This is a genomic window from Candidatus Dadabacteria bacterium, assembly GCA_026708565.1.
Classification (GTDB): Bacteria; Desulfobacterota_D; UBA1144; order Nemesobacterales; family Mycalebacteriaceae; genus Mycalebacterium.
Genome location: JAPOUR010000042.1, coordinates 17,991 through 32,380, shown reverse-complemented (window position 1 = coordinate 32,380; position 14,390 = coordinate 17,991). Strand labels below are relative to the sequence as shown.

Sequence of the window (14,390 nt, the reverse complement as noted above, 5' to 3'; positions counted from 1 at the left end):
CGCCGGGAGCACACAATGAAACCGCTCATAATGACAGTCCTTCTTGTCTCATCTTTCGCCTTTTTCTCTTACAACATCTACAACCTCATCCGGCTTTTGCGTCTCGGAAAGAAGGAAGACAACCGCCTTGACCGTATCGGCGAAAGGATGAAGCGCGTTCTTATCTACGTTTTCGGCCAGCGGCGGCTTTGGCAGAACTACACCTTTGCCGGAATAGAGCACTTCATGATCTTCTGGGGCTTTATCATCATCTCGGTGGGAACTCTTGAGATATTTGTCGGGGGCCTCTTCTTCCCCGAAACCGGATTCAAACTGCTGCCCGGCGTCTCGCACGACTACTACGAACTTGTGCTGGACATAACTCAGGCGCTTGTCATTGTGGCTTTGGGCATGGGAATTACGAACCGCCTGACTTTCGGAAGAAGGCGCGAGGTGAACGGGCCCGACGCGGTGGTGGTTCTGGGGCTTATCTTCGGCCTTGTAATGACGGCGTTTCTCTACACGGGGGCGCGGCTTGCGCTGGGAGAGGCGCCGGCGGATTTCCTGCCGGTTTCAAGCCTGTTTGCCGGGCTTTTCACCCAGATGACCGCAGGCGGTCAGGTGTTCTGGCGCGAATTTTTCTGGTGGTTTCACGTTCTCATCCTTCTCGGCTTCCTGAACTACCTTCCCTACTCCAAGCACAGCCATGTCTTTACCGCCGCCCTTAACGTGTTCTTTCAAAATCTGGAGCCGCGCGGCGCGCTCGCAAAGATAGATTTTGAAAACATACCGGATGACATAGACCATTTCGGCGCGGGAAAGATAGAGGATTTCAGCTGGAAAGACCTTATGGATTCCTACACCTGCACCGAGTGCGGCCGCTGCACGGACAACTGCCCGGCGTGGAACACCGAAAAAGTGCTTTCCCCGCGTGATGTTGTTGTAAAACTCAGGCACTACCTCTCAAGCGAGGGCAAGGAGATGGCAGACGGCGCAATAGCCGCCGGGGAAGGCGCGGAACTGGCGTCAACCGAGTGGGTAACCCCCGAAGAGATATGGGCGTGCACAACCTGCAATGCGTGCGTGGAGCAGTGCCCGCTGTTTATAGACCAGATGGGCAAGATAGTGGATATGCGCCGCTACCTGACGCTTGAGGGCAAACTTACCGGCACGGCGACCCGCACCCTTCAGAAACTCCAGACCCACGGCAACCCGTGGGGCTTTGACGGCGAGGAAAGGGCGGCGTGGCTGTCCGGCATGGACGGCGTCCGGATTCTCGGAAAAGACCTTGAGAGCGCGGAGCCGGTGGATGTTGTTTACTGGATGGGCTGTTTCGGGGCATACGACCCCCGCGGACAGCAGGTTTCAAAGGCGGTTGTGGAACTCCTCGTGAAGGCGGGCGTTGATTTCGCCGTAATGGGGCCGTCCGAAACATGCAGCGGAGACCCGGCGAGAAGGCTCGGCGAGGAGGCTCTCTATCAGGAACTCGCGTCTCAAAACGTTGAGGCGATGAACGATTTGGGAGTTAAAAAGATACTCACCAACTGCCCGCACTGCTTCAACACCATCAAGAATGAGTATCCGCAGTTCGGCGGCGAGTATGAGGTGGTCCACCACACCGATTTTCTGGTTGAACTGGTAAAGCAGGGGAAACTCACTCCGGGCGGCGGAGCGGGGGAAAAGGTTACCTACCACGATTCCTGCTACATAGGCAGATACAACAACATTTACGACTCTCCGCGCGAGATACTGAAATCCATATCGGGCATAGACCTTGTTGAGATGAAACGTTCCGGGCGCAACAGTTTCTGCTGCGGCGCCGGAGGCGGAAAGATATGGATGGAGGAAGAGGCTCCGAGGGTCAACTGGAACAGGTTTGAGGAGGCCGAACAACTCAAGCCCGACACCCTTGCCACCGCATGCTATTTCTGCAACACCATGTTTGAGGACGCCGCCAAATTCAAAGGCAAATCCGAAGATATTCAGATAAAGGATGTCGCGGAAATTCTAAGGGATTCGGTAAACGGCGCGGGTTCCGGGTAGGCGGTTTTTACGCCATGCGGACAGAAAACCATCTTCCGTCCGCCGTGCTTCTTGATTCCGGAGGCGGCTGGCTCGGAGACGGGGACGGCGGCTGTCTGATATTCAGCAAGCCCGAATTTACAATTTTTTCAACGCCCGGCGGGGCTGTTCTGGAAGGCGGCGGAAAAAGACTGGAAATAAGCGGCGACCCCGTCCGTGAAATGGAAAAACTGACCTCCGGCGGCTATGTTGCCGTGGGTTTTTTCGGATACGAATATCTGGAAAACACCGATGACGGCATGCCGCTTGCGCGGTCGCCGCGCAGAAAAAAAACCGGGGCCGTTCCGCCGCCCGCCGTAAATTTTCATTTTTACCCCGAAACCTCCGTCAGCCGCTCCGCTGAAATTCCCGAACGGATACTTCCGCATTCCGGGAACGGCGGGCGCGGGTTTTCCGCGCGATGCCGGTCTCCGGTCTCTTCCGGGGGGCCTCAGGGAGACCGTTTCGTGAAAAATGTGGAAAAAATTAAATCTCACATAAGGGACGGGGACGTGTATCAGGTCAACATATCGGAAATGTGGAAAATTCCCCCGCCGCAAAATCCCTATAGCCTTTTTTTAAGCCTTTTCCGCTCACAGCCCGTTCCGTTCGCGTCCTATATGGATTTCGGGCGGTTTCAGTTTTTAAGCGGTTCAATGGAGTTGTTTCTCGCAAAAAGCGGCGACTCCATAGTGTCGCGCCCGATAAAGGGAACGGCAAGGCGCGGCGTAAATCCCGAAGAGGATTTGCGCATGAAAGGCGCTCTCTCCGGAAACGAAAAAGAAAAGGCGGAAATACTCATGATAACCGACCTTGTGAGGAACGACTTGAGCAGAATATGCGTTCCGTCAACGGTTTGCGCGGACAAAGTTTTCGGAATAAGACGGTATGAAACGCTTTTTCACATGGAGTCCGAAGTGAGAGGGACTTTGAGAGAGGAAATCTCTCTTGAGGAAATAATAAAAAAAACCTTCCCTCCCGGCTCCGTTACCGGCGCGCCGAAGACAAACGCGTTGCGGATAATAGACGCCCTTGAACCCCATCCCCGAGGCCCCTACTGCGGCGCGGCGGGCGTTTTTTATCCGAACGGGGATTTTTGCCTCAGTGTTTCAATAAGATGCCTTCAAGTTTCGGACGGAGACGCGGTATGCTGGAGCGGCGCGGGAGTGGTTTGGGATTCCGATGCGGGGAGAGAGTTTGAGGAAATTAAACTGAAACTAAAAGCCCTTGAAAACAGCGCGGCGGGCGGAGATTGATTTAGTGAATGATCAACGTATTTATTTTCAGGAAAAAGATTTAACCGGTATTCCGGAGTTTTTTCCCCGCGCGGTTTTTTACGGGGACGGAGTTTTTGAAACAATGCGCTGGAAGGAGTCCGCGCCGGTTTTTCTGAACAGGCATATTGACAGAATTTCCCGCGCCGCCTCCGCCGTTGGCATTGCGCCGCCCTCCCCGGAAAATATCACCCGTGAAATAAACAACGCTGTCCGACAAAGCGGTTTTTCCGACTGCGCGGTGAAAGTGTGCGTTATTTCAGACGCGCCGCCTTCGCCTTTTTTTGCTCCGCTGGACGGCTCTCATACAATTATTTCCGTCAGGCAAATTAAAAACGGGACGGAAAACAAGCCCGTTAAACTGCTTCTTTCGGATGTTTGGCGCACCCGCCCGGATTCCCCGCTGTCTGCGGTGAAATCCCTCAATTACCTTGAAAACGTAATTGCAATGAGGGAGGCGGCAAAAAAAGGGTTTGATGACGCGCTTTTATGCTCGCCGGACGGAAATATCGCGGAAACAACATGCCGGAACATATTCTGGGGCAGCGGGCGCGACCTGTTCACCCCGCCGGAGGATTGCGGCATACTTCCCGGCATAACAAGGGGCGTTTTGATGGAAAAGGCGGCGGATGCGGGCTTTTCCATAGCCGAACCTCCGGTAAAGCCCTCAACTGCGGCAAATGCGGAGTTCGTCTTTGTTACCAACTCGGTATCAGGGATAAACCCTGTGGAAACAATGCAATATCAAGGCTTGACCCATAAGTTTTCAACATCAACCCACCCTTCCTATGTGGAAGTAAAAACTCTTTTATTTCAGGCGTTTAAGTGGTAATACATAAGACTTGACCTATAAGTTTCCACACTGTTTTCCACTCATTGTGGAAAAAATCCCCGCCCTCCTGATACCGAAAAGATATGAATGTTCCCCGTGAAACATTCAGGTTTAACAACCCTTGATCACTTGCCAATGCAGAACTTGCCGAAGATTACGCCTAACATCTCTTCCGTTGAGGTTTCGCCCGTTATTTCCCCAAGTCTGTCCATTGCTTCCCTGACCTTTATTGACAGGATTTCCGGAGATTCTTTCTCCTCAAGCAGTTTAAGAAAGGAGTTCACCGCTTCAAGGGCGGCTTCAACCGACTGTTTGTGGCGGATGCCGGTCAGCGCCGCCTCATTGGTTTCAACGGGGGCGGTGTCTTTCATCAGGGTTTCCCTGACGGCTTCTTTCAAATCGTCAATGCCCGCGCCGGTTTTGGCGGAAGTGGCAACCGCTTTCTTCTGCGGAAAGGCTCTGGCAACTTCGTGAAACAGGTCTCCGCCGAGGTCTGATTTATTGACGGCAACAACGGCGTTTGAAGAAATCTGCCCTATCATCTCCCTCTCTTCACCGGAAAGGGGAAGCCCGGAGTCAACCACCACGACTTGAACATCACAGCCAAGCGCTTTTTCCCTTGCCATGTCAACGCCCGCTCTTTCCGCTTCGTTGAGCGCGTCTCTGATTCCCGCCGTGTCCGTAAGGCGGATTGTTATGCCCCCGATGGAGGTTTGCTCCTCAATGTAATCCCTTGTAGTTCCGGGCTGGGGGCTTGTTATGGCGCGTTCTTTGCCGAGAAGGGCGTTAAGAAGGCTTGATTTGCCCACATTGGGCTTTCCCGTTATGGCGACCATTGCCCCCTCTCTTATGAGGCTGCCCGCCAGATAAGTGCCGAGAAGCGCCTCAAGGTCTCTCAGAACGGTTTCACCACCGCGCCTGAGGGCGGCGGTTTCCATAACCCCCGTTTCCTCTTCGGGAAAGTCTATCCTCGCCTCAATCTCGGCGAGCATTTCCAGAAGCCGCGCCTTGGGTTTGTTTATCCTGTCGGAAAGTCCGCCGGACAACTGGAGACCCGCCTGCCTGAGCCCCAGATCACTCTGCGCATTAATGATGTCCGCAACTGCCTGAGCCTGAGCCAGATCCATCTTGCCGTTCATGAACGCCCTGCGGGTGAATTCCCCCGGACCCGCCGCCCTGCATCCGTGGCGAAGAGTGAGGTCCATTATTTTGCGCGAACAAGCGCCGCCGCCGTGGCAGTGGATTTCTGCCAAGTCCTCTCCGGTGTAGGAGGAGGGCCCTTTCATAAAGACGCACATCGCGCTGTCCACAACGGTTTTGTCCGCCGGGTCAATGATGTTTCCCGCATACATCAGGCGGTGCTCAAAGTCCCTATGTTTTCCGTGAAACATAAACAGGGCGCGGATGACCGCAAGGGACTGTCCGCCGCTTATGCGTATGACGCACACGCCGCCTTTGCCGGGCGGCGTGGATATCGCCGATATGGTGTCGTCTTCCGTCGCTTTGTGCGGGTTGCTCAAAGGGTGAAACGCTTATTTCCCCGCTTTGGCAACCGTTTCCATAGCAATGGACGAGTGCGCCCAGCACGCGCCGGCGGCCATCACCATTGCCACGTTGACGGCTTCCGCTATCTGCTTGGAGTTCACACCTTCCGCCTTGCCGTCTCTTACGCAAGACCTTATGCAGTAAGGGCATTTTGTTACGAGAGCGCAGGCGAGGGCAACGATTCCGCGCTTGAATTTCTTGGAAAGCGCCCCTTCTTCAAACGTCTTTTTGTGAAAGTCGCCGAACGGGGTGGCAATGTCTTCGCCGCTCTGCTCTTTGAAAGTGTTGATCTCGTGAACAATGTCTTTCTTGAAGAAGTGTCCTTCTCTCAAGTCCACGCCCGCTTCAAGGTGGTCCCACGCCTCAAACGCTATGCTTGAGAATGCGTAGGGAGCGCCCATTGCGAGGCGCATTGACACATAGACGACCTCAACGATTTCTTTGTCGGTTGCCCCCGCCTTCAGCGAAGCGTTGGTGCGTGAGCGTATGCAGTAGGGGCATGATGTTATATGCGCCACCGCAAGCGCCGTCAGTTGCTTCTCTTTTGCCGTAAGCGCGCCGTCTTTGAAAACGCTGTCGTGGTAAGCCATCCACGAGTCAAGCAGTTCAGGGTTGGTTTCCTTGAACCTGCCCATCTCTGCGCCAATGTTGTCTTTGTAGATTGAATCCGCCATCTGTTTCACCTCCAGTTGTGAATGAGAGTTACTGTAACGGCGGGGGCGGTGGTGTCAAGAGGGAAGGGAGTTATCAGAGTTCTTCAAAGAACTTCTTGTCAATCCTTTGGGAATACCCGATTTGGTGCTTTTGTAACAGTCCAATTAACTTCTCGCCGTTTATCAGTTCAATTCCAAGTTCAAGCCCGCTTTCTTTGGCTTTCTGGGTAAAGTCGGATGTTGTAATAAAAACCCCTTTTTCCGCAGCCTGTTGTTTCATTGTTCCAGAAAATTCCCGTATTTCACCGGGTCCAATCTTATTGTCGTTTTTGTATTTTTTTGCTTGGAAAGCAACCTTAAATCTTACCAATCCGAAAACTAAATAGCCAACTCCGTCATAGCCGCCATCGCCGGATTTTTGCGTAGTTTGAACATCTTCATATCCGACCTTTTTGAAAAGAAGCGCACAAAGCCTTTCAAAGGAATATGGATTTATTTCCTGAATTATTTCCAAGTCATTTAAGTATTCCATTTCCTCTTCACTTTCTTCGCTAAAGTCTTCATCATTTATCTCTAAAGCCTCTTTATTCTTTTTTTCTTTTTGTACCCTTGCCACTTGCTGTTGCACATCTTTACGAATTGACTCTCCAATTTCTCTGAATTCTGTCGGGTCTAGAGGAACTAGTTGCTGAATACTTAATTTCCCTTTGTCGCTTAATTGATATAGACCTCTTTTGCTGTCTTTGGCAAAATAGTCAGCCATTTTGAGATCAACCATTGCAAAACGAATTCTTTCCTTCAATCTACTCTTGCCATTCTCTAAAGTTTCTTCTAAAAGATTTTCTTCAAAATCAAAAAAATTCATTATTTCTTCAATAGTATCCTTTGTTTTGGATGAACCACCTAATTTGTGAACTGCAAGCAGAGCAAAGCAGTGAAAGTAAGGCATTTGTGGCATTTCGGTAATTTTAATTCGCTCACTCATAATGTTCTCATTTGGGAGTAGGTGTAACCGTCGGTATGTAAATTGATGTGAGAACATAAACAACAACAAACAAGCATACTGCAATCATAATTAGACCGCCGTTCCGCATCATGCCTCCGGCTATTCCGAGCAATATCGCCACTAAGGTAAGAATGGCGGTCCCGACCTCAAGTATTTCCAAGCACAACTCCATCCCGATTTTCCTTTGGGCGTAACTTACCATAAGGTAGCCCCTTTCTCAATCCGCCCCGAATGAAATCCTCAACGGACTTTCAGGATAAAACCCCTCTTCCAGTTCCGGCGCGTTCTTTACCTGCATCAAAGCCCTAAAACTGTCCCCCATCATTCCGGGCATAAACAGGTTCTTTATAGCCCCGACTTCCTCCGGATTTTCCTTGACCGCCTCCATAATCCCCCAATCAACAAGAAACTGCCCCTGCGTTGTGTATTTCAGCGTCGCAAGCCCCGCCGCCTCTCCCTCATATTCAAGATTTCCAAAATCAACATGCGCCGTAATATCCTGCTCCCCGATATTCTCATAGGGAGACTCGCTTATCCGGTGACCGGACACGCACTTGAAAGTGCCCTCTTTTCTGTCCGGGCTGTAAAGTTCATCGGTTCGGAAGCCGTAGTCTATCGTTAGAATAAGCCCTTTTTTCAGCGTTTGCGCCATGCGCTTCACCATCTCAGCCGCCGCAAGGCACACCTCAAACCGCTGCCCCTCGGCAAAACCCATCTTTTCCACTCCGCCGCACCTGTCAAAATACGCCGCCAGAGCCGGGTCTGACAATTCGCCCCCGGCTTCCCTGAAACCCCGCGAAATCATTATCTCCCTTATCTTCCCGCCCCTGAACACAAGGCGGTGAAACGGAAGCGCGTCAAACAACTCGTTTGAAAATATCATCCCCTCAATCCGCCCCGCCTCATCAAAACTTTTCACCCTGCGGAAGTTCTTATGCCCCCGCGCCGCGCAAACCTCCGGTTCGCAACGGTCAACCAGAGTGTATTTGACGCCCCCGTATGTTTCAGGGTCGTCTCTTGCAAGGGCGGACAGTATGTCATTTGCAAGCGTCCCGTCTCCCCCGCCCGCCTCAACTATGTCCGCTCTACCAAGCCGTTTTTTCAATGCGGTTGCCACTCGCGCCACAGTCTCCCCGAACGCCCGGTGCGCCGAGGGGCCGGTATAAAAATCGCCCTCTTTGCCGATGCGGGGCGCGCGTGAGTAGTATCCAATCTCCGGCTCGTAAAGGGCGCGCTCCATAAACCTCTCAAAGGTTACCGCGCCGCGCCCGTCTATTTCGTCCTCTATGCGCCCGCGCAGGTTGTCACGTTCCGGTTTTTCCATAACTGCCCGCCGTGGTTTGATTTATACGGCAACTATTTTACAATCATACACACCGGACGGCGGTTTTTTATGAAGACGACAGTAAAATGGCTCAAAGAGTATGTGGATTTTGACCTCTCCCCGCAGGAGATTGCCGAAACCCTTACCATGGCCGGGCTTGAGGTGGAATCGCTGACTCACCTTTTGCCCGACAACGTAGTTGCCGCGCGTGTGGAGGATGTGTCTCCCCACCCGAACGCAGACCGCCTGTCCCTCTGCTCCGTCTCGGACGGCTCAGGCGGCAGACGGATAGTTTGCGGAGCGTCAAATATGAAGGCGGGAGACGCGGTGGTTCTCGCCCTGCCGGGAGCGCGGTTGCCGGAAACCGCCGCTTTTCCCGAAGGGCTCACAATCAAAAAGGCGAAAATCCGGGGATGCGAATCGGACGGAATGCTGTGCTCCGAAGCCGAACTCGGACTTACCGCCGCCAAATCGGACGGAATTATGATACTGCCGGGCGCGGTTGCCCCCGGAACTCCGCTTGCGGACATTGCAGACCTTGAAGACACGGTGATAGAGATTGCCGTTACTCCGAACAGACCGGACTGCCTCAGCGTAACGGGGATAGCCAGAGAGGTTGCCGCCGCCACGGGCGGAGTTTTGAAGGTTCAAAACCCCCCGCCCGCGCCCGTCCGCAATGAGAGCGGTATCCGCCCCCCCGTTATTGAGAATACGGACGCCTGCTCCCGCTACTGCCTCGCCCTCGTGAGCGGCGTCAAGGTGGAGACGTCCCCCCTGTGGCTTCGGGCGCGCCTGTCTGCGTGCGGAATCAAGCCCGTCAACAACATTGTGGACATAACAAACCTTGTTATGCTTGAAACCGGACAGCCCCTGCATGCGTTTGACCGGGGCAAACTCAAAGCGGCGGAGGGCGGTTGCGTCCTTGCGGTAAGAAACGCGAAAAAAGGGGAGTCGCTGCTTGCGCTTGATTCACAAAAATACGACCTTTCCCCGCAGGACCTTGTAATAGCGGACGGCGCGGGTCCCGTTGCCATTGCGGGGATAATGGGCGGCGAAGAGTCCGCCGTGAGCGGGGAAACAAAAGACGTGCTTCTTGAAGCCGCCTGTTTCAGTCCGCCGGTCGTGAGGCGCTCTTCAAAACGCCTGAAACTGTCCTCGGAGTCGTCATACAGATTTGAAAGGGGGGTTGACCCCGCCGCGCCGCCGCCCGCCCTTGCAAGAGCGGCGGAATTGATGCTCTCCGTTGCGGGCGGCTCGTCCCGCGGCATGATTGCGGACGTTTGCCCCGAAGAGGTTCGTCCGCTTGAGATTGACGTGTCGCTTGAAAAAGTGTGGAAAACCCTCGGAGCCGACTTTGACAGGGAGGAGACGGCAAACCTCCTCTCCGCGCTCGGCTTTGAGGTAACCGGCTCAGGCGACCCCGTCCGTGTGAAAATTCCCACATTCAGGCCCGATGTGTCGCGCCCGGCGGATGTGGCGGAGGAGATAGCCCGCCTCTTCGGGTATGACGCCATTGAGGAGGCCGAGCCGGGTTTCGGAATGCTTGCCGGTTGCGCAGACCGCCGCGCCGCCGCGCATGAGACAATGGAAAACGTCTTTGTTTTCGCCGGTTTTTCCGAGGCGGTGAACTACGGGTTTGAAAACCCCGACCTGTTGCGCGCGTTCAGCCCCGACCCGGCGGTGGAGATTCTCAACCCCATCTCGCGCGACCTGTCCGTTATGAGAAACACCATGCTTGCGGGGCTTATGAAAAACCTGAAATTCAATCTGTCAAGGCAGTTGCCCGCCGCGCGGCTTTTTGAGACGGGCAAGGTGTTTTTCCACAAGGGCAGCGGGCAGTTGCCGAGAGAGGAGAGGATGTTTGCCGCAGTTGCGGCGGGCGCGGGAGACGCCCGGCTGTGGGAGAGGGAGGGGTTTGATTTCTTTGACATGAAAGGGCTTGCGGAGAAGACGCTCGCCACGGCGTTTAATGTTCCGGAGGGGGCGGCGGTTTTTGAGTCCGGCGCGGACAAGCCCTGTTTTCATCCCGGCAAAAGCGCGCGCATCGCCATTGGCGGCGAGACCGCCGGAAATCTGGGCGAAATACACCCGGAGACGGCGCGGGCGTTTGAACTTGAGGGCGTGGTCGCCCTTGAACTGAATCTTGAAAAACTTTATGCTTTTGCGGAGGTGGACCCAAAACCTGTTCTTTCGGAGGTATTTCTCCAAGAAAAGAAAAAGAAGGATGAATTTGTTAGTTTGGTGAGTTCTGTGGGTGGGAGAAGTCAATTAACACCAGAAGAACTTAACGCGATTCACAGGGGTTTTGACAGGAATTGGAGGCGTAAATTTCCTTCACTCAGGCGGGATGTGGTTTTTGTAGTGAAAAAAGAGATTGAGGCGGGAAGCATGGTTTCCGGTGTAAGGGGGGTAAGCCCGCTTGTGGAGCGGGTGTGGATTTTTGACCTGTTTGAAGACAAGTCTCTGGGGGACGGGATGAAGAGCGTGGGGATTTCAATGGTTCTTCGCTCCGCTGAAAAGACCCTCACGGACGAAGACGCAAATCTGGTTTGTGAAAAGGCGGTAAAGACGCTCGGCGACTCTTTCGGCGCCCGCGTCAGGCAGTAGTTATGGCGGCGACCACAAAAAAGGATCTGGCGGAACTGATAAACTCCCGGCTCGGGCTTTCAAGAAGGGAGTCCTCGGACATTGTGGACTACTTTTTTGACACGGTGAAAAAGGCGCTTCTCAAGGGCGAGCCGGTCAAACTGCCGCGTTTCGGCAGTCTCCATGTAAAAGAGAGAAAGCCCAGAAAGGGCAGAAACCCCTCAACGGGGGAGGTGATAGACATACCCTCCCGCAATGAGGTTGTGTTCACGCCCAGCAGGGTTTTGCGGGAGCGACTGAACTCCGGGAAGGACGACAATTGAGATTTTTTAACTGGATAAAGACGGGATTTATCACGGGCCTTGCGGTTATCGTTCCGTTCGGCCTTGTGCTTTTCTTTCTTTACTCATTCTCGCTGTGGATATACTCGCTCGTCAGCGCCGTGCCGGCGAGACTGCTTGCGGTTTCAGTTCTTCACACATTGCCGGAATGGGTTTTCAAACTCATATCGTTCTCCATCGGCGTTTTCTTTACGGTTTTTCTGGTCGTGCTGGCGGGTTATGTAACAAGAAACATAATCGGCAACCGCCTCGTGAAGTTTTTTGAGTCCATCGTTCTCTCAATTCCCGTTGTCAGAACGGCCTACAACGCTTCAAAGCAGATAGTGAAAACGCTTTCTGCCCCCCACGCAATCAGGGGCGGCAGGGGGGTGGTTGTGTTTGAGTATCCCAAGGAGGGCATTTACTCAATCGGTTTTCTGATGGGCAGAATGAAGCCCGGAGAGAGGCACAACGTGCTTGATGAAACCATGGTTAACATCTTTCTGCCCACAACTCCCAACCCTACGAGCGGCTTTTACCTGATGGTTCCCGAATCCAAGGTGAAACAAGTTCCCATGTCCGTTGAGCAGGCCTTTAACGTGATCATCTCCGGGGGGCTTTCCTCTTCACCCGAAGACTGACACTTGAACGCGCCGCCGCCCGCGCCGTCCGGGAGTTTGGAATGCTGCCCCGGCCCGGAATGAAGGTGGTGGCGGGCGTTTCAGGCGGCGCGGACTCAGTGGCGCTGCTGCTGTTTCTTGCCGGGCTGAAGGAGCGCGCGCCGCAAGTAATCGCCTGCCATTTCAACCACATGATGCGGGGGGAAGAGTCTGAGCGGGATGCGGAGTTTGTTTCCCGCCTGTGCGAAAAACACGGCGTTGAACTGAAGACACGCGCCACAGACACGGCGGCTTTTTCGCGGGAAAACCGGCTTTCTCCGGAGCAGGGGGCGCGCGAGCTCAGATACGCCTTTTTCCGCGAGATACTGGAAAAAACCGGAGCACACAGGATAGCCACCGCCCACACAATGGATGACAGGGCGGAGACGGTTCTGATGAGGATGCTTCGCGGAAGCGGCAGCCGGGGGCTGTCTTCAATCAGCCCCGTTTCGGGCGACATTATAAGGCCCTTTTTTGCGGTTTCGCGCGGGCAGGTTTTGCAGTACCTTCAAGCAAAGGGCGAAAAGTGGGTTGAGGACAGCAGCAACAAGTCGGACGCATTCACAAGAAACAGAGTCCGAAACCGCCTCATGCCGCTTCTTGAGACCTTCAACCCGCGCGTCAAGACGGCTCTGAACCGCCTTGCGGACACCGCCGGGGCGGAGCATTCCTACATTTCCCTTGAAGCCGCCCGCGCTTTCCCGGCGGTTTTCCCCGCCGCTTTCGGCGATGCTCTTTTCGGCAACGCCGCCGCCTTCGGTCGCCTTCACAAAGCCTTGCGGACGGAGGTTCTGCGCTCCGCCTACTCAAAGGTCAGGGGCGGCCTTGAGAGGCTTGAGTTCGGCCACCTTGAGGAGATGGACGCGCTTTTGATGTCGGCGGGGCCGGGCGCGGTCAATCTTCCCTACGGTATGAGGCTGGAGAAGAGTTACGGCATTTTCCGCCTGAGCGGCGGCGCTCCGGCGGCGGGCTGTCCCCCGCTGGTGATTGAGCGCGAGGGAGCGCATGAGTTGCCCGGAGGCGTGTGCGCCGTTTTTGAAAAAACATCCGACACTTCGCTCTGGGGAAGGCGCGAGGCGGGGCATTTTTCGCTTGAAAAAGCGCGGTTTCCCGTTGAAGCCCGCAATTTCAGACCCGGAGACAGAATAGTCCCGCTCGGAATGAAGGGGTCAAAAAAACTCAAATCCGTGTTTGTGGACGAAAAAGTGCCGCATTTTCTGAGAGACCGGCTGCCCGTCTTTATTTGCGGCGGCGACATCATCTGGGCGGGCGGGGTGGTTGTGAGCGATATTTACAAAGCGGTGAAAGGAAAACAGTGTTTGAGAGTTGCTTTGAGCGGCGGGGTGACAGACCTTCTTAAAAACGCCCGCGGGAATTAGGGAATTGCGGACGGCGGAAAGTTTCCGTTTTGTGTTTGGGATTTTTATGATATAATCCCCCTCCGGAGAGTTGGGAAGCGGAATTTCTCATTACTCACAGGGAGATAGGACAAATGGCACACAGTTTACCCGAACTGCCTTACGGCTACGATGCGCTTGAGCCGCACATAGACTCGCGGACAATGGAGATACACCACTCAAAGCATCACAACACCTATGTTACAAACCTCAACGCCGCTCTGGAAAAGCATCCCGAACTGGCGGACAAGAGCGCCGAAGACCTGATAAGAGACCTTGCCTCTGTCCCTGAGGGCATAAGAACGGCGGTAAGAAACAACGGCGGCGGCCATGTGAACCACACGCTTTTCTGGACATGCATGTCTCCGGACGGCGGCGGCGCGCCGGGCGGCGAACTTGCGGCTGCGATAGACGCCGCTTTTTCAAGTTTTGATTCCTTCAAAGACGAGTTTGCAAAGGCGGGCGCGACCCGGTTCGGAAGCGGCTGGGCATGGCTTTGCGTTGATTCCGGCAAACTTGCCGTTACTTCAACCCCCAATCAGGACAATCCGGTTTCAGAGGGGCTTACGCCCATTCTGGGACTTGATGTGTGGGAGCACGCCTACTACCTGAATTATCAGAACAGGCGCCCGGACTACATAAAATCATGGTGGGAAGTGGTCAACTGGAAACTGGTTGAGAAAAACTTCTCGGCGGCCGCCTGAAAGCCCCCGGATTGGAAAAGATTGCCCGCAAGCGCGGGAGGCCGTAGCGT

12 protein-coding genes are annotated in these 14,390 nt (G+C 54.2%); 8 read left to right on the top strand and 4 right to left on the bottom strand.

Features of this window, described 5'->3' with window-relative positions; all coding sequences use genetic code 11:
- The 3 genes from OXF42_05655 to OXF42_05645 all read left to right on the top strand — a co-directional run.
- On the top strand, window positions 1-2,022 hold a 2,022-nt coding region (locus tag OXF42_05655; protein ID MCY4047576.1), incomplete at its 5' end, for a (Fe-S)-binding protein.
- A 14-nt stretch (window positions 2,023-2,036) separates the two neighbouring features.
- Window positions 2,037-3,296 (top strand): anthranilate synthase component I family protein, encoded by a 1,260-nt coding sequence (locus OXF42_05650; GenBank protein ID MCY4047575.1) that lies wholly within the window; start codon window positions 2,037-2,039, stop codon window positions 3,294-3,296.
- A 4-nt stretch (window positions 3,297-3,300) separates the two neighbouring features.
- On the top strand, window positions 3,301-4,146 hold the full coding sequence (locus tag OXF42_05645) for an aminotransferase class IV (protein MCY4047574.1): 846 nt from the start codon (window positions 3,301-3,303) through the stop codon (window positions 4,144-4,146).
- 125 nt (window positions 4,147-4,271) lie between these two features.
- On the opposite strand, the gene mnmE is transcribed toward OXF42_05645, so the two are convergent.
- The 4 genes from mnmE to OXF42_05625 all read right to left on the bottom strand — a co-directional run bounded on the left by mnmE (window position 4,272) and on the right by OXF42_05625 (window position 8,674).
- Complete coding sequence (gene mnmE, locus OXF42_05640; protein ID MCY4047573.1) at window positions 4,272-5,666, bottom strand: tRNA uridine-5-carboxymethylaminomethyl(34) synthesis GTPase MnmE; 1,395 nt, start codon at window positions 5,664-5,666, stop codon at window positions 4,272-4,274.
- 12 nt (window positions 5,667-5,678) lie between these two features.
- Complete coding sequence (locus tag OXF42_05635) at window positions 5,679-6,365, bottom strand: carboxymuconolactone decarboxylase family protein (protein MCY4047572.1); 687 nt, start codon at window positions 6,363-6,365, stop codon at window positions 5,679-5,681.
- A 73-nt stretch (window positions 6,366-6,438) separates the two neighbouring features.
- Window positions 6,439-7,329: a restriction endonuclease gene (locus tag OXF42_05630; protein MCY4047571.1), complete on the bottom strand. Its 891-nt coding sequence runs from the start codon at window positions 7,327-7,329 to the stop codon at window positions 6,439-6,441.
- Between the two features lie 238 nt (window positions 7,330-7,567).
- Window positions 7,568-8,674: an SAM-dependent methyltransferase gene (locus OXF42_05625; GenBank protein ID MCY4047570.1), complete on the bottom strand. Its 1,107-nt coding sequence runs from the start codon at window positions 8,672-8,674 to the stop codon at window positions 7,568-7,570.
- 69 nt (window positions 8,675-8,743) lie between these two features.
- Between OXF42_05625 and pheT the strand changes: the two genes are divergently transcribed.
- From pheT to OXF42_05600, 5 genes are all read left to right on the top strand, one after another.
- Window positions 8,744-11,281 (top strand): phenylalanine--tRNA ligase subunit beta, encoded by a 2,538-nt coding sequence (pheT, locus tag OXF42_05620; protein MCY4047569.1) that lies wholly within the window; start codon window positions 8,744-8,746, stop codon window positions 11,279-11,281.
- Between the two features lie 2 nt (window positions 11,282-11,283).
- Entirely contained in the window at window positions 11,284-11,583 is a 300-nt protein-coding gene (locus tag OXF42_05615; GenBank protein ID MCY4047568.1) for an integration host factor subunit alpha, read from the top strand.
- Entirely contained in the window at window positions 11,580-12,221 is a 642-nt protein-coding gene (locus tag OXF42_05610; protein ID MCY4047567.1) for a DUF502 domain-containing protein, read from the top strand. The genes OXF42_05615 and OXF42_05610 overlap by 4 nt, the downstream gene beginning before the upstream one ends.
- A gap of 41 nt (window positions 12,222-12,262) precedes the next feature.
- Window positions 12,263-13,618, top strand: a complete 1,356-nt coding sequence (gene tilS, locus OXF42_05605) for a tRNA lysidine(34) synthetase TilS (protein MCY4047566.1) — start codon at window positions 12,263-12,265, stop codon at window positions 13,616-13,618.
- Between the two features lie 113 nt (window positions 13,619-13,731).
- Window positions 13,732-14,340, top strand: coding sequence for a superoxide dismutase (locus tag OXF42_05600; protein ID MCY4047565.1), 609 nt, complete (start codon window positions 13,732-13,734; stop codon window positions 14,338-14,340).
- Window positions 14,341-14,390 lie beyond the last annotated feature (50 nt).

Coding starts and splice junctions, on each gene's coding strand:
- OXF42_05650 (MCY4047575.1), top strand. CDS start 2,037: ATGCGGACAGAAAACCATCTTCCGTCCGCCGTGCTTCTTGATTCCGGA.
- OXF42_05635 (MCY4047572.1), bottom strand. CDS start 6,365: ATGGCGGATTCAATCTACAAAGACAACATTGGCGCAGAGATGGGCAGG.
- OXF42_05630 (MCY4047571.1), bottom strand. CDS start 7,329: ATGAGTGAGCGAATTAAAATTACCGAAATGCCACAAATGCCTTACTTT.
- OXF42_05625 (MCY4047570.1), bottom strand. CDS start 8,674: ATGGAAAAACCGGAACGTGACAACCTGCGCGGGCGCATAGAGGACGAA.
- pheT (MCY4047569.1), top strand. CDS start 8,744: ATGAAGACGACAGTAAAATGGCTCAAAGAGTATGTGGATTTTGACCTC.
- OXF42_05615 (MCY4047568.1), top strand. CDS start 11,284: ATGGCGGCGACCACAAAAAAGGATCTGGCGGAACTGATAAACTCCCGG.
- tilS (MCY4047566.1), top strand. CDS start 12,263: ATGCTGCCCCGGCCCGGAATGAAGGTGGTGGCGGGCGTTTCAGGCGGC.
- OXF42_05600 (MCY4047565.1), top strand. CDS start 13,732: ATGGCACACAGTTTACCCGAACTGCCTTACGGCTACGATGCGCTTGAG.